Here is a 14,605-nt window from a genome sequence, read left to right on the forward strand (position 1 = left end):
TTGTTCAATCATTTCTGTTCTATTATACAAATAAGTCTTGACGTAATTGTTCCTCACTACGTCCCCAAAGTTCAGGATTGAGCTCTTCTAGGAAAGAAGCTAACACTTTTTTAGACGCATCATCCATATGATCAACAAGTATTTGTCGTTTCATCGATTTATCCATTTTGTTAACGTGATCAGCTAATATTTTATAACCTCGTCGTTTTTCACGATTTACGACCATTTCACAAGCTGTTACTCCCGCATAATAAGGTCCATCCGCTTTATGGTCTATCGTTACCCATACTAACCAGTAAGATTTTCCTCCCTCTGAATCAGCACGATCTGTCGTAAATTTAATGCCTCGTTCAATATCACTACGCGCATGCATCGCACCGATTTCAACTGAAGCTTTACCCTCTTCTATATCAATAATGACCGGTGATACGTTTTCTAATGAAAGCGAACCGATACCAAATCCTTTATGGCCATCTGTAGGGTCATTTTTTATAATCGTAAAGCCCATTTTTTGTTTTGGTTTCTCTTCATTTGCCATACTTTAATTCCCTCCATTCTGCTATTATAAAGTAAAGCATATTCTTGCGCTTTTGTGCATAAGTAAGAAGTTTATTATTTCTTATAAACTTACTATACAACATAATTCTAAAAGGAGGCACTATTATGCCATACGTAACAGTAAAAATGATTGAAGGCCGTACAGAAGAACAAAAACGCGCACTAGTAAAAGAAGTAACAGAAGCCGTTTCACGCACAGTAAACGCACCCGTTGAAAACGTAACAGTTTTCATTGAAGAAATGTCTAAAAACCATTACGGTGTCGCAGGCGTCCGCTTCAGCGATAAATAATGAACATCTGGGTAGAGCACCAAAGCGCTCTATCCTTTTTTAGTCTTTACAAATTCTATCGGCGATTGGTGTTAGTCTACCGGCGATTTTTCTGGTTCTATCAGCGATTCACAGCGGTTTACCGGCGATTCTCACTTACACAAAGGGAGGTGACTCTACACATATGAAGAAGCTCAAAAGATTTCTACTTATTTGTATGCTGATCATTGGTTTATTACTTATTTTTATTAATCCTATTTCGCATGCAGTGATTGCTCATTTAAGTAAACAACTAAATACGACCAATTATAGCGCAGAAGATTTACAGAAGAACAATCACACCACAGCAGATTTTGAGTTTGAAGATGTTCAATCCCTCTCCATAGTAGAAGTATTAAAAGCTCAAACACAGATTGAACATTTACCTGTCATCGGTAGTATCGCCATTCCGAATGTGGACATGAACCTTCCGATTATTAAAGGTGTTGGCAATGCCTCGCTTGCGGTCGGAGCCGGCACGATGAAGGCTAACCAAAAATTGGGACAAGGAAACTACGCCTTAGCTGGTCACTATTTTGAAGAAAAAGATATATTATTTAGCCCCTTATATAAAGCCAATATTGGCGATACGATTTACGTTACAGATTTAACAAATATTTATGAATACCAATTAACGACCAAAAAAATTATCGCTGCCACCGATGTGTATGTCATTGATGATATCCCGAATGAAACTATATTGACGCTAATTACTTGTGCAGATAATGGCACGAAACGCCTGGCAATCCGTGCAGATTTTGTGGAACAATATCCGCTAGATCATGCACCTGCTAAACTGTCAGAAGCCTTTTAACAAAGTAACCCCCATGACTCTTTGTCATGGGGGTTCTTAATGTTCTTTATTACATTTCTACATTACGACGGCGCAAGAAGAACAATGCACCTAACACGAGAACTACACCAACAAGTGTAAGACCTGTTTGCGTTGCTCCATCTGTTTGTGGCAATTTGCCTTGTGCCTTTAGTTGAGCTTCCAAACGTTTAGCATCTTCCTTAATTTTGTTAATATCAAGTGTTTTTGCTACATTCGCCTGTTCCTCTTGTGATAAATTATTATATTTATCAAGGAAGTCCTTATACGCATCAAGCTTGTCTTTCGTTGCAGTAGAAGGATTGTAAGGCGGTAAGTTTTTCCCTTGCTCAATCACATCTTGTACAGATGGCTTAGACGTTTCTGGTTTTCCAGGCGTCGTTGGATCTTTAGAATCTGTTGACGGATTACCTGGATTTGTAGTTGGTTTCTCAGGGTCAACTGGCTTGCCAGGATCCGGATTCGGTTTGTTCGGATCTTCTGGGTTACCTGGATCCGGTGTTGGCTTGTTCGGATTTTCCGGATTACCTGGATCTGGTGTCGGCTTGTTCGGATTTTCCGGGTTACCTGGATCTGGTGTCGGCTTGTTCGGATTTTCCGGGTTACCTGGATCTGGTGTCGGCTTATTCGGATTTTCCGGATTACCTGGATCTGGTGCCGGCTTGTTCGGTTCTTCCGGATTACCTGGATCCGGTGTTGAACCACCACCGCCTCCGCCTGGTAATGCAGGTTTTACTAATGCCGAACATGTATCTTTTACTGTGAATGAGCCAATTAATCGGCTTCCTTCATATACATAGTACGTACCTTGTTGAATTGCTTTGTTTGGTAAAACAATTGTACCAGCAACACTTGTTGTTACAACGTCATTACCGTCAGCATCTTTCACAACATTACCTTTAGCATCCTTCACCGTCACTTTTGCATTAGCTAATGGTGTACCAAATGCCGTTTGCACAGTTAATGTAAATGACGGACATGCAGGTGCTGCTGAGATTTCCGCTTCACAATTAATGGAATATTGTACTGTTATTTGGCCAATATACAGATCCCCTTGATAAACATCATAGTCACCTGATGGAATATCTTTAGATTCTATTAAAATTTGACCCAATTCATTCGTTTTGCCTGTAGCAATAATCGCTCCATTTTTATCTTTGATTATGATATTGCTAATATTAGGACGAATATTTCCATCTTCATCTTTCACCGTTAATGTAAATTGTGTACATGCAGGTGTTGGCTGCACTGTCGCTTCACAGTCAATATTCGATTGGAAACTGCCAATTACTTTACCATCTACTTCAACTGTATAAACGCCCGGCTCTAAATTCGTTAATTCAATAATACCGTTTGTTGTCGTTTCAGTAGCAACAATGTTTTTATCTGCACCTTTCACTGTTACAGACGTGCCGTCAGCAACTAATTTGCCGTCTACGTCTTTTACAGTTAGTTCGAATGTTGGACATTTTGGTGCTTGAAGTAATTCATACTCACAGTTTACTTTATATGAAACTGTAATCATACCAAGATATTGATTGCCTTCATAAACTGAATATTCACCAGCTTTGATACCATCTGGATTATCCTTCGTCGATGGCATAATAAATTTACCATCTGCATCTGTTTTTAATACTACCGAAGATCCATTTTCATCTTTCACGGTAACTAAATTTCCCGTAGAATCTTTCAATGTTACAGTTACGCCTGGTCTCGCAACTTTTGAACTATCTTTCATTTCAAATAATGAAACAGTGAATTGTGGACAGTTCGGTGCTGGTTGAATTGTAGCAGGCGCTTTACATGTACCATCATATTTAACAGTCACTTTACCTAAATTACCTTCGACTGAATGAGTTACTGTATAATCACCGGCTACGTATTTTTCCGGTAATGTCACTTTTCCATTGTTTACATCATGCGATGTTTCAACACCGTTTTTATCCTTTAAAGTAACTTTCCCAGAAGTGATAGGTGTACCATCAACATCATTAATGGCAAATTCAAATTGTGTACAACCAGTTACTTGTGTTGTATTTACAAGTTCTTTTACTAAATCAGGATGCTTATCGAGTGTAGTATTTTCATCTAACTTAAATTTAAAGTCTTCCATCTTGTCATAACCAGATGGTGCAGTTACTTCACGAATGAGATAATCATTATACGGTACATTTTCAAATGTAATTTCACCATTTGTATCTGTCGTCGCTGTTTTAATGATATATTCATTTTTTGCTGTCTTTTTAATAAGTTGGAATGTTACACCACCCAAATTCTCTTTAAATTGGCCAGTAGCTGAATCAATACCAATCTTTTTGAATTTTGCACTTCCACGTGTTGATGTAAAGTCTGAATCAGAACTACTAAAAGTCATTTCCCCATTAAATCGATCTTCAGTATTTTGGTTCGGTTTGGTTTCGTTATTATAATTTAATGTCGCAGTATTTTCTAAATTATCACCTGCTTTACCGAATCCCACTGTTTCATACTTCACTTGATAGCCCTTTTTATTTAGGTCTGGAAATACTAGACTAAATCCACCCTTACTATCAAATGTTACAGATAACCCTAATTCCTGAGGTGTTTTCCAAGAGTTATCCTTTGTAATATCATCTTCTGAAACTTTATATGGCGCTATTTTAATGCTTTCTTCCAATAACATTAAATTATTACCCGGTAAATCTGTTAATGTTACGTTGTTACCAAGATTAGAATGTGATCTATTCACCTCTAATGTCCATGTAATTTTTTCTGTAGTCGCGTTTTGAGTTGGCGTGTTCTTCTTAATTAAATTATTTGCTACATTTTCATCAATTGTTACTGGTGTTGAATCTAGTGTAAATTCTTGAGTACCTTTTGTTTTAAATGTAGCGCCATTTTTATAAACATTTCCTTTTTCTGAGGGAGCTTCAGAACCAATACCTAAAATATTATCATCGTCCATTGTTTGATACCGGACAACATATGCTTTGTTGTTTAAATCTCCTAAATCATTGTTAAATGTTAAAGTAAATCCTTTTTCCGTTTCATTTGAAATTTTATAACTTCCCTTATCAATCGGAGTCGTACTAATTGTACCGCCTGTATCACTACCACCTAATCCGGTTAAAGGTAATACTTCGATTGTTCCTGCTACGTACTTATGCCCTTCTCCAACCGTATCAACTAATACAGCACCACTAATATCCTTTTTATTGATATTCACTTTTACATCCCATGTAAAGCGCTGTGTTAAATAGTTGAACTTCCCAGATTTACTGCCATTATTAACCGTAGTTGTACCTGGAACATAGTCATCAGTTGCAGTTTTCTTGTAGGTTTTAGTACCACTTGTCCATTCTGTCTCAGCTGTATTGCCGTAACCCTGTGTCTCTACTTCCCCTTCATCATTAATCGCAAAGCTTGTTTGATAAGTTACAGTTACTTTTCCACCTGCAGGCACATTAATCCCTGTAATTGTAAAGCCCTTAGTCTTATTCTCATCAATAAGAGCATAAACCACAGCTTGGCCGTCTAGTTTTACAGATTTTTCTATCAATTCATGTTCACCATTTATTGCACCGTTAGTAAAAGTGTCTGTTAATGTTAAATTACTAATAGCTTTATTAGGGTTATCCGACTTAATAACAATCTCCCAATTAATTACTTTTTCATCAAAGTCAACTGTATGTGATTTTGATAATAGATTTTCTGCTAAAGTGTATGGTACATCAACACTCTTGTCTGAGCCGCTCTTTACATTATTTTTAAACGAACCGGTTTCATTTTCATAAAAATCTTGTTTATTATAGTTCGCATCATAAACAATGGTATATGCATCTGAAATTGCAGCATCAAACTTCAGCGTAAACGCTTTAACATCACCAGTGTCTGTTGTAATAGTAAAGCCTGTTGTAATTTCTTCACCACCAGCCACTGAAGTTGCTATATTTCCATCTGCATCATTCATTTTATACACTTTAATAGACGATATATCTATCTCATGAGGGCCTGTTATTGTATCTGTAATTACTGCTTTAGCTTGATCAATATTTAACAAATTATGATTATAGTCAATTCTCCAAGATGATTTATAGTTTGTGCTACTTACTTTCTTTTTAGCTAATGCTTTTCCATAAGTAATTTCGTGAGTTGCTTCAGATACTTCTGGTGTTCCATTATTAGTAAAGGTAACTTTATTGTTAAATTTAGCGTTACCATCGCGACCATCTGCTTCTAAAGTTACTTGTGTTTTATACGTAATTTTATAGGCGAATTTGCCAGTAAGCTTACTTTCAATATTTCCCCAGTTACCATTTGTAAAAACTTCAATACCAGTACCACCTTTATCTCTCACACCATTCAAACCAACTACATATTGATAAACGTTAACCGATCCATCAACGATAGCGTGTCCGCCTGTCGCTTCATCCGTTAAAGTTGGATTAATTAACTCCTTACCAGCTTTATTAACCCATACTTCCCATTCCATTTCGTGATTCCCACTTGCTGTAGCTATTGGTGTACCAATCTTTTCTTTATTTACTTTTTCTCCACTTGTTGATGGAATAAACGTAATGCTCGCTTTAATTATCTCGCTACCACCGTTAGCTGCTGGAATTTCTAGGTCCTGCTCAATGTCATCGGAAAGATTATTAAATCCAGAAGCAAAATTAATAATTAAATCTTCTGGTTGCGGACTACTAGCTTCTGGTGTCATACCACTTAGCTCTACACGTACTTTATTATCAGTCGTTGTATAATTATAAGTAATGCCGTTTACTGTTTTCTTACCAAAGAATGCACCATCAAAGTCAATTAATGATTTTGGTAATTGAAATTCAAACCAACTACCATCGCCCCATGCTTCCTTTTCATCATCTTGCATTGGAACAGAAAATTTAACAGTAAAGTTAGCTACAGTATTGGTAGGTAATTCTGTGTCAAAATTTCCATCTCCAACTTCTTTGCCACCAATCTCCATTTTAAAAGCTGTTAAAGAGGCTGGAATTTCTTTTGCGATTTTCGGATTCTCATCCAAAAGTACTTCCGGCTTAAGTTCTTCGGTCGGTTCTTCTTCAACAACCTCACCATCTTCTTCATTTCCCTCCGGTGGTGTTACTGTTGAATCATCCGTATCTTCTCCCGCTTCTGTTCCATCAGGAGTTCCTTCTTCGGTTCCTTCATCCGTTCCCACCTCTGTAGACGGAGGTAAAGTAGAATCCACATCATCCGCAAACACAGAAATCGGTGAAAGTACGGTTTGGAACACAAGCAATAATGTAATGATGGCTAAATTTAATTTTTTCATGTGTCTCTCCTTTTCTAAGTTTAGAGAGATTCCTATTGGCGTTTGTTGACGACAGTGCAAGTTTTTCTATTCTTGAAAACTTTGCTCAAACATTCGGTTTGCCCCTCTTCCCCTTAAATAACTCGTCGTCGTTGCGAATACATATAAAACTATCTTTCACGGTGTCTAATATCATGTTGTCTAGTCATTGTGTTGATTGACAGTTGTATGTATCCTAAGCTGATGTGACGCCCCTGATAATATAATGGCCTCACCCCCTTTTAGGATTTACTTCATTATAAAAAACTTTTCTAAACAAATTCTAAACATTACCATTTATTTCATCATGTTTTCCTAAACACCTAGCGAATATTTTTACTCCATAAGAAATTACACATAATAAAAAGCACTAAACTATCACTATAATCAAGTGAGTTTAGTGCTTTTATATTATATATACACAATTAAGAGTTTGTATATCCCTGAATTAGATATATTTTCTTAGTATTTTTTCATTTTACTTGTAATAATTTTAAAATTTGTTTTTTTACTGATGCCTGGGTACTATTGTCTTGTAATATATCGAGTGGAAAATATACTTTATGATCTCGCTTCATGCGACCTGAAATGGAATCGACGATAATAGATTCCCGTGATAATTCCCGTAATTCTCCGTTTTTCATTTCTAAAAAGATAGGAACACGTACTTCTTCCTCACCTGGTCGATAAAAATCATAAGGAAGATCCGCTGTTGTATCATGGACTAAATAGTATTCTGGATCGATGCCTGCTTGTTTAAATAATGCTTGTAACTTTTGATATTTCTCGAGTTCAACGCCTGGATCTAAATCGATGTACTGGAATAGCTTGCGATTAACAAAACGGCGACTTAAATCACGTAATATCTCATCATCTTCTTGCATCCATAATTGAAAATATGTAAAAAGAATACTTTCATCTAGTGCAAGATAATCTTCCAACGTAATGGAGTCTTGGAAAAATGCTAAAAAGTGTGTAGGCTCATGCTTAAACTGGTAGCCCGCTTTGCTTAATTGTTTTGCACGTTTTAAAATATTATTTAAAATAACTTCTGCGCTACGTGATACTGGGTGGAAATAAATTTGTAAATACATTTGATAGCGACTCATAATATAGTCTTCTACAGCATGCATTCCAGTAGCTTTAATGACTACTTGGTTTTTACGAGGGCGCATGACACGTAAAATGCGCTCCATATCAAAGTGACCGTAACTTACGCCTGTAAAGTAGGCATCACGTTGTAAGTAATCCATTCGGTCGGCATCTATTTGACTTGATATTAAGCTTATGACTTGCTTATTCGGATACGTTTTTTCAATTACTTGCGACACTTTCTCAGGGAAATCTGGCGCTACTTTTTTGAGCACTGCGTGTACTTCCGTATCTCCAAGTAAAATTTGTCTCGTATAGTATTCATGATCTAACTCAAAAACATTTTCAAATGCATGAGAAAACGGGCCATGTCCTAAATCATGTAATAGGGCTGCACAAAGCACTAGCAACCGCTCGTTCTCGTCCCAATCTGGACGACCTACAAAAATATCATCGACAATACGACGCACAATTTCGTATACACCTAGTGAATGACTAAAACGGCTATGCTCTGCTCCATGGAATACTAAAAACGTTGTGCCAAGCTGGCGAATTCTACGTAAACGTTGAAATTCTTTTGTCCCTACTAAATCCCAAATAACTTGATCTCTTACGTGTACATAACGATGGACTGGATCTTTAAATACTTTTTCCTCTTGTAATTTTGCCTTTGCATAATGTGTCATTTGTACAGCACCTCCATTTCATCTTTCTTCTATTATATGCAAACAATATAGAACTAGCATAGAGATTGCACTGTAATTAAAAAGACTACCAACCTAATTGTATGTAATTTTCTCCTCATTTAGGTTTTTCTCACTAAAACAAAAACTACCTTCAACCATGTGAAGATAGTTTTTTATTACTTATTTTTTAATTTCGCTAAAACTTTTTCCATTAGTTCTTCTTCTGTTAATGCAGCAACAGGGCGACTATTTACAAATGTAAATGTTTTTTTACGACCTGGGCCACAGTAAGAATGACACCCTATTTCGATGGTTGCATCAGGATCGATTTCCTTTAATTTTGGAATTAACGTTTTTAAGTTAACGGCCTGACATTCATCGCAAACTTTAAATTCGTTTGCCATTTTGTCAACAACCCTTTCTATATAGTATTTTATTTAATGATATTTTTAATGTCCGCATAACTTTCACATATTTAAGTATGCAGTATACGCACAAACCTACATCCGGTATTGTATCGTACTTTTCCCCTTGTATTCAAGCATAATTCCTTCCACATGGATGAATAAAAGGTTAAAAGATTGGTCATGCTAGAGATAAATAAGGAAGTTCCAAATAAAGGTGGGAGGATTTTATATGAGTAAAGTTAGACAAGATGCTTGGTTAGAAGAAAACGATGAATTGCTAGCAGAGGCAGTAATTCGTCACGTTACGGAAGGTAGTACACAATTAAATGCTTTTGAAGAAGCCGGTGATGCGTTAAATCGTACAGCCGCTGCATGTGGTTTCCGCTGGAATGCAGTTGTTCGCAAAACGTATGAGGAGCAACTAGCCGAAGCGAAAAAGGAAAGAAAAGAGAGAATGCGAGTGTTGGGTGCACCAGCAAGACGTCGTTCTTCAAATATGTTTACAATAAATAATAGTGATACAGATAGCAAGTCAATTCCACTATCTGCCCTATCTCTTGATATTGTCATAGCATATTTACTACGTTTACAACATTCTGGTGAAGTAGGGAATGAGTCTTCAAAATGGAGACAACTTGTGCACGTAACATCCGAGAAAAATAAAAAACTAGAGAAAACAATTACGCAGCTTGAAGAAGAAAATCGTGCGATTCGTAAAGATTATGAACAGTTTGTGCAAATTATGAACCGTGCTAGACGTCTTGTAACGCTAGATGAAGAGGAAGAACGTATTGCTCCTGTGTTCAAAATGGAGAAAAACGGCAATCTAGTTGTTAGTGGTCCAAACTATCAATCAGAAAATGGCGATGTGCTTAGTTAGCACAATCGCCTTTTTTTTGCTAGAAGATAGGCACCATTATTTTGTAGCAAGCATTTTGGCATTTCGTTCGAACACGCGTTGTAAATAAAATGCATATAGTTGTAATTCATCGTCATGAAAGGGCTCTAAGCGTACTTCATCCGCTAGTGCCATAAGAATTTGCTGCAAACGAATGACCACATCTTCCACTGTTAAAGATGTGTCTAGTAATTCACTTAACGAAGCCATAACTTCCGGTACAATTTGGGGATACGTAAATTTCGTTTCCTCACCTCGTAAACTTTCACTGTAAAAATCACGGATTAGTGCCGCACGTTCTGCACCGCTTCCTTCAATACATAAATAAATTTGCACTGCGACACCTTGTCGTAATCGTCTTTGCGAAATACCCGCAAACTTCTTCCCTTCCATACTCAAATCATAGGACCCTGGGCAATAAGATCCTACAATTTCATAGGCTTCAATTTTATCAGCAGCTTCCGGAAACAAAGCTTTAATAAGTGCTACCATTACATCATAGCCGTCATTAATGCCCAGTGACTTTGTTTGTTCAGATAGCACAATAGAAATATTGAGAATGCCTTCATCTAGTACGACTGCTAGACCACCTGAATTACGAACGATTGGATGGTAGCCTCGTTCCTCAAGTAATTTCATACCTTGCTGTACGTAAGGTAAGCGATGATCTTGAATTCCAAGTACAACAGATGCATGGTGAACCCAAGTACGTATTGTCGGTGGTGATTCAAGTTGTCCTACTAAATGACACAACGTATCATCTGTAGCAAATGATTCAAGTGGCGTACTATGTTTTAAGCTAATGGATTGATCATAAAAACGCCAAATTGGCTGTTGTAAATTACTGTTCATTTATTAGAAGCTCCTCTATTTACATCTCTTCTCTTTAGCATACAGCATCCATGGAAGGTGTCAAATTCGTGAATATCAATCATGAATTTAGGGATTTTGTACAAACTATGATAAACTGAATTAAGAATTATTTTCACTTATAAAGGAGTGCTTTGAATAATGAATGAAGCAGCAATTACATTAGATGGTTGGTACGCTTTACATGATTTCCGCTCAATTGACTGGGCTTCTTGGAAACTTGTTTCCGCTGAAGAACGTCAAGCAGCAGTTGAAGAATTTATTGCGTATCTAGAAAAGTTAAATGAAGCAGATGTTGCTAAAACAGGGGCTCATGCTTTTTACGCAATCGTTGGGCAAAAAGCCGACTTTATGATTATGACATTACGTGAAACAATGGATGAGTTACAAGAGCTTGAAGCGGAGTTTAATAAATTAGCAATTGCTGATTTTACAATTCCTACATACTCTTATGTTTCTGTTGTTGAACTTTCAAACTATTTAGCTGGGGAATCTAACGAAGATCCTTACCAAAATCCACATGTGCGTGCACGTCTATATCCAGAACTACCACGCGCTAAGTATGTATGCTTCTACCCAATGGACAAGCGTCGTCAAGGTAATGATAACTGGTATATGCTATCAATGGATGAGCGTAAGTCTTTAATGCGTTCTCATGGTATGATTGGTCGAGGCTATGCTGGTAAAGTAAAACAAATTATTACTGGCTCTGTTGGCTTTGATGATCACGAATGGGGCGTTACATTATTCGCTGACGATGTATTACAGTTCAAAAAATTAGTATACGAAATGCGCTTTGACGAAGTATCTGCTCGTTATGGTGAGTTCGGTGCATTCTTCGTCGGTAACCTACTGGATAACGATAAATTAGTGAATTTCCTAGCTGTCAAATAAAAAAAGCGAGTCCATATATGGGCTCGCTTTTTTATACTTCGTTTTCCTCACTATATTCCGACTCTACTATTAAAATAATGGCATGTATAAAAAATCCAAACAGAATCATGAGGAACACTAAATACCAATCATAAGGCTGATCATAATACTCAGCAATTCCAACAGCCATGAATGCACTGGCGATGATGGCAACAAACATACTGAAAATGCGCATTGTACTACTCCTTTATGAAACAATAATCATTTCATCTTAGTATGTCACAATGTATTTTCAATATACTTGCAAATCATAAGTATTTTCACCATATACCGCAAATAACTATTAAAAAACAACGAAGCTTTCTCTACAAAAGGTAATTGGGTGCTGCCTGCTCCAACTCGAACAAGAAACACCCTACCTTTTACTTCAAGAACGTTCATCTTTCACTTTTAAAATGATAATAATCGTATTAATGAAAAAGCCGACTACGATTATTACTATAAAAAGATACCAATGGAGAGGTTGACCATAGATATTTCCGAGCAAAAATGCTAGTACTGCACTCAATAAAATCCCAAACCAAACACCAATCTCCATAACCTTCCACCTCACATGTAGTAATACACATGCAATTTTCTATCTACATTCCCCTCATGAAATAACCCCGCATATGAATGTCGAAGTAATTGGTCCATCTGCCAGGATCTCCAACTTGAATTTAGCATAGTAGCATTCACCTTCGACTAATAGAAGAAGAGGACTGTTGCTAAAACAAGTTCATTTTTTTCTATTTTTTCTTTACCCTATTTTAGTGGAGACTATCTAAAACGCCCATATTTCCACGGACTACTCGTTATTACTAAGATATGCTTCATAAAAATGAAACGTGAATTTCTTTCTTAACCGAAATTAAACATGTCTACAATACCTTCATGCATATACTGGTTGCGAGGAGGTTTGAAAATCGCTGTTATAAAGACGAATGATGCACAAACAGCTTTGCTTGCAAGGCTTATGCGTTCGGAAGCTGAAGGCGAAGGTGAATTGGGCATGCTGATGGTCGGCAATGTTGGCGTCAATCGTGTACGAGCAGATTGTCTAGATTTTGGTGATATTCGAACACTCGAGCAAATGGTTTATCAACGACCAGGGGGGTTTGAAGCAACAACAAAAAGTTATTTTTATCAACGTGCACGTGAACAAGACATTCGCTTAGCAAAAAGGGTTATTGAAGGTGAAAGGTTTCATCCGGCTACTCGCTCGCTATGGTTTTTCAGACCTGAGGGCGACTGCCCTGCACAATGGTATGGTCAGTGGAATACGGGACGCTACAAATCGCATTGCTTCTTCTCACCTACAGAAGAAGATTGTCCTCAAATTTAAATGAAAGAAGGTTGATACTTATGATGCCTTACTATTGGACACCGACAACTCAGCAACAAATGACGCCTCCTCCAGTGACGCTCCCAAGTGGACGGCCACCTGGACGTGAGGAATCGTATATTGAAAACATCTTACGTTTGAATCGAGGAAAGCCTGGTACTTTCCACTTTTCATTCGAACATGCCATTGAGCAAGGAAAAAACACAAAGACAGTACGCGGTGTAGTAGAAGCAGCAGGTCGGGATCACGTCATTTTACGAGAAATAAAATCAAATCATCGCTTTTTATTCCCAATGATTTACTTTGATTTCGCAGAATACGATGAGGAAATGAATTACTTTAACCAAAATCCATAACTGACATACAGTTTGGACAAACGAAAAAAGTGTTAGATTGACTGCAATCAATCTAACACTTTTTCGCTATGTTCTATTTCAAAAAAACATTTCTCAACTTTACATATTGTTCATTTTGCATGTTTTACGGCACTAACGATAATGAGCACCCAACCGACTAAAAATAATACGCCACCTATTGGTGTAATAGCGCCCAATACTTTAATACCACTTACGGCTAACACATATAAGCTTCCGGCAAAGAACACAATTCCTAGATTAAAGAAAATACCAGCTAACTTTAATTGTTTAATCTCTCCTAGCAATTTTGAACTCATTAGTAAACCAATGATAAGCAAACCAGTTGCATGAAACATTTGGTATTGCACAGCAGTTTCCCAAATGCCACGACCGTAATCATCTACGATATCTTTTAAAGCATGTGCACCAAATGCACCAAGTGCCACGGCTAAAAAGCCATGAAGCGCACCTGTGACAATAAACTTTTTCATGTTCAATTACCCCTACCTTTTTCTAATTGCGCTCTTTTTAATCTTTAGGAACGTTAAATTATTGAATTTAAAAATCAAAAATTGAATCACCATTCGCGCCATCGTTATGTTGTATTTTGCTTGAGTTTATAGTGGATGGCATTTGTTCTGTACTTAACATTTGCGGTAAATGTTGTTTTACCTGAACGTTTCCGTTTGAAGTCGCTGTTGGTAAATCCAGTACGACATCACATAATGCACGAATAGCTGTTAGTGCTTCACGTATTTGCTGTTCATTATTTGCATTTTTCGCTCCGGCTAATTGTTTTTCAACTTGCTGTATGACAGCTTCATATGAAATCATTGCGCTCTCTCACCTTCTGCTTTTGGCACAAATTTTAGGCAGTCCGTGCCAGACGATTGTTTGACAACAACTGATGGTATTTGCTTTGTTTTAAAGCCGTAAGCCACACATGCACGAGGTGTTTGCGGGTCCCATGTTACTTTAAAATATTGACATTTAAAACAATTTACCTGCATCGCTGTGCCTCTCTTTCTTCTT

Annotated in this window: 16 protein-coding genes; 6 read left to right on the top strand and 10 right to left on the bottom strand. The window is 37.2% G+C overall.

The window, feature by feature from the left end:
- Positions 1 to 22: 22 nt before the first annotated feature.
- Positions 23 to 538 carry a YwhD family protein gene (locus tag ACIQXI_RS15695; RefSeq protein WP_402926685.1) on the bottom strand — a complete coding sequence of 172 codons (516 nt, stop codon included), beginning with the start codon at positions 536 to 538 and terminating at the stop codon, positions 23 to 25.
- Positions 539 to 663: 125 nt separating this feature from the next.
- Here ACIQXI_RS15695 and ACIQXI_RS15700 point away from each other — a divergent pair, with 125 nt between their 5' ends.
- Positions 664 to 849, top strand: coding sequence for a 2-hydroxymuconate tautomerase (locus ACIQXI_RS15700; RefSeq protein ID WP_024362848.1), 186 nt, complete (start codon positions 664 to 666; stop codon positions 847 to 849).
- Positions 850 to 1,012: 163 nt separating this feature from the next.
- Positions 1,013 to 1,681 carry a class A sortase gene (locus tag ACIQXI_RS15705; RefSeq protein WP_402926688.1) on the top strand — a complete coding sequence of 223 codons (669 nt, stop codon included), beginning with the start codon at positions 1,013 to 1,015 and terminating at the stop codon, positions 1,679 to 1,681.
- Between the two features lie 49 nt (positions 1,682 to 1,730).
- On the opposite strand, the gene ACIQXI_RS15710 is transcribed toward ACIQXI_RS15705, so the two are convergent.
- The 3 genes from ACIQXI_RS15710 to ACIQXI_RS15720 form a co-directional block, all read right to left on the bottom strand.
- A complete protein-coding gene (locus ACIQXI_RS15710) occupies positions 1,731 to 6,989 on the bottom strand; it encodes a collagen binding domain-containing protein (RefSeq protein WP_402926691.1) in 5,259 nt (1,752 codons plus the stop codon).
- Positions 6,990 to 7,480: 491 nt separating this feature from the next.
- Positions 7,481 to 8,785 (bottom strand): HD domain-containing protein, encoded by a 1,305-nt coding sequence (locus ACIQXI_RS15715; protein WP_402926694.1) that lies wholly within the window; start codon positions 8,783 to 8,785, stop codon positions 7,481 to 7,483.
- A 176-nt stretch (positions 8,786 to 8,961) separates the two neighbouring features.
- On the bottom strand, positions 8,962 to 9,189 hold the full coding sequence (locus ACIQXI_RS15720) for a YuzB family protein (RefSeq protein WP_024362844.1): 228 nt from the start codon (positions 9,187 to 9,189) through the stop codon (positions 8,962 to 8,964).
- 232 nt (positions 9,190 to 9,421) lie between these two features.
- Between ACIQXI_RS15720 and ACIQXI_RS15725 the strand changes: the two genes are divergently transcribed.
- A complete protein-coding gene (locus tag ACIQXI_RS15725) occupies positions 9,422 to 10,072 on the top strand; it encodes an RsfA family transcriptional regulator (protein ID WP_402926695.1) in 651 nt (216 codons plus the stop codon).
- Positions 10,073 to 10,108: 36 nt separating this feature from the next.
- Here ACIQXI_RS15725 and lipL read toward each other — a convergent pair whose 3' ends face one another.
- Positions 10,109 to 10,942, bottom strand: a complete 834-nt coding sequence (gene lipL / locus ACIQXI_RS15730) for an octanoyl-[GcvH]:protein N-octanoyltransferase (protein ID WP_402926698.1) — start codon at positions 10,940 to 10,942, stop codon at positions 10,109 to 10,111.
- Positions 10,943 to 11,101: 159 nt separating this feature from the next.
- On the opposite strand from lipL, the gene hemQ reads away from it, so the two are divergent.
- Complete coding sequence (gene hemQ, locus ACIQXI_RS15735; RefSeq protein ID WP_402926700.1) at positions 11,102 to 11,854, top strand: hydrogen peroxide-dependent heme synthase; 753 nt, start codon at positions 11,102 to 11,104, stop codon at positions 11,852 to 11,854.
- Positions 11,855 to 11,885: 31 nt separating this feature from the next.
- Here hemQ and ACIQXI_RS15740 read toward each other — a convergent pair whose 3' ends face one another.
- Complete coding sequence (locus tag ACIQXI_RS15740; protein WP_402926703.1) at positions 11,886 to 12,068, bottom strand: hypothetical protein; 183 nt, start codon at positions 12,066 to 12,068, stop codon at positions 11,886 to 11,888.
- A 192-nt stretch (positions 12,069 to 12,260) separates the two neighbouring features.
- Positions 12,261 to 12,431 carry a hypothetical protein gene (locus ACIQXI_RS15745; RefSeq protein ID WP_402926706.1) on the bottom strand — a complete coding sequence of 57 codons (171 nt, stop codon included), beginning with the start codon at positions 12,429 to 12,431 and terminating at the stop codon, positions 12,261 to 12,263.
- 360 nt (positions 12,432 to 12,791) lie between these two features.
- Here ACIQXI_RS15745 and ACIQXI_RS15750 point away from each other — a divergent pair, with 360 nt between their 5' ends.
- Together ACIQXI_RS15750 and gerQ are read left to right on the top strand one after the other, a co-directional pair.
- On the top strand, positions 12,792 to 13,217 hold the full coding sequence (locus ACIQXI_RS15750; protein ID WP_402926708.1) for a cell wall hydrolase: 426 nt from the start codon (positions 12,792 to 12,794) through the stop codon (positions 13,215 to 13,217).
- Positions 13,218 to 13,237: 20 nt separating this feature from the next.
- Complete coding sequence (gerQ, locus tag ACIQXI_RS15755; RefSeq protein ID WP_402926711.1) at positions 13,238 to 13,573, top strand: spore coat protein GerQ; 336 nt, start codon at positions 13,238 to 13,240, stop codon at positions 13,571 to 13,573.
- 110 nt (positions 13,574 to 13,683) lie between these two features.
- On the opposite strand, the gene ACIQXI_RS15760 is transcribed toward gerQ, so the two are convergent.
- The 3 genes from ACIQXI_RS15760 to ACIQXI_RS15770 all read right to left on the bottom strand — a co-directional run bounded on the left by ACIQXI_RS15760 (position 13,684) and on the right by ACIQXI_RS15770 (position 14,583).
- Positions 13,684 to 14,064 (bottom strand): DUF423 domain-containing protein, encoded by a 381-nt coding sequence (locus tag ACIQXI_RS15760; protein ID WP_402926713.1) that lies wholly within the window; start codon positions 14,062 to 14,064, stop codon positions 13,684 to 13,686.
- Between the two features lie 67 nt (positions 14,065 to 14,131).
- Entirely contained in the window at positions 14,132 to 14,407 is a 276-nt protein-coding gene (locus ACIQXI_RS15765) for a YwdI family protein (protein ID WP_402926714.1), read from the bottom strand.
- Positions 14,404 to 14,583, bottom strand: coding sequence for a uracil-DNA glycosylase (locus tag ACIQXI_RS15770; RefSeq protein WP_402926717.1), 180 nt, complete (start codon positions 14,581 to 14,583; stop codon positions 14,404 to 14,406). Before ACIQXI_RS15770 ends, ACIQXI_RS15765 begins: the two co-directional genes overlap by 4 nt.
- Positions 14,584 to 14,605 lie beyond the last annotated feature (22 nt).

The sequence above is a fragment of the Lysinibacillus sp. NPDC097195 genome, from assembly GCF_044762075.1.
Taxonomy (GTDB): domain Bacteria; phylum Bacillota; class Bacilli; order Bacillales_A; family Planococcaceae; genus Lysinibacillus.

Coding starts and splice junctions, on each gene's coding strand:
- ACIQXI_RS15700 (WP_024362848.1), top strand. CDS start 664: ATGCCATACGTAACAGTAAAAATGATTGAAGGCCGTACAGAAGAACAA.
- ACIQXI_RS15725 (WP_402926695.1), top strand. CDS start 9,422: ATGAGTAAAGTTAGACAAGATGCTTGGTTAGAAGAAAACGATGAATTG.
- gerQ (WP_402926711.1), top strand. CDS start 13,238: ATGATGCCTTACTATTGGACACCGACAACTCAGCAACAAATGACGCCT.
- ACIQXI_RS15770 (WP_402926717.1), bottom strand. CDS start 14,583: ATGCAGGTAAATTGTTTTAAATGTCAATATTTTAAAGTAACATGGGAC.
- ACIQXI_RS15745 (WP_402926706.1), bottom strand. CDS start 12,431: ATGGAGATTGGTGTTTGGTTTGGGATTTTATTGAGTGCAGTACTAGCA.
- lipL (WP_402926698.1), bottom strand. CDS start 10,942: ATGAACAGTAATTTACAACAGCCAATTTGGCGTTTTTATGATCAATCC.
- ACIQXI_RS15710 (WP_402926691.1), bottom strand. CDS start 6,989: ATGAAAAAATTAAATTTAGCCATCATTACATTATTGCTTGTGTTCCAA.
- ACIQXI_RS15720 (WP_024362844.1), bottom strand. CDS start 9,189: ATGGCAAACGAATTTAAAGTTTGCGATGAATGTCAGGCCGTTAACTTA.
- hemQ (WP_402926700.1), top strand. CDS start 11,102: ATGAATGAAGCAGCAATTACATTAGATGGTTGGTACGCTTTACATGAT.
- ACIQXI_RS15715 (WP_402926694.1), bottom strand. CDS start 8,785: ATGACACATTATGCAAAGGCAAAATTACAAGAGGAAAAAGTATTTAAA.
- ACIQXI_RS15695 (WP_402926685.1), bottom strand. CDS start 538: ATGGCAAATGAAGAGAAACCAAAACAAAAAATGGGCTTTACGATTATA.
- ACIQXI_RS15765 (WP_402926714.1), bottom strand. CDS start 14,407: ATGATTTCATATGAAGCTGTCATACAGCAAGTTGAAAAACAATTAGCC.
- ACIQXI_RS15760 (WP_402926713.1), bottom strand. CDS start 14,064: ATGAAAAAGTTTATTGTCACAGGTGCGCTTCATGGCTTTTTAGCCGTG.
- ACIQXI_RS15740 (WP_402926703.1), bottom strand. CDS start 12,068: ATGCGCATTTTCAGTATGTTTGTTGCCATCATCGCCAGTGCATTCATG.
- ACIQXI_RS15705 (WP_402926688.1), top strand. CDS start 1,013: ATGAAGAAGCTCAAAAGATTTCTACTTATTTGTATGCTGATCATTGGT.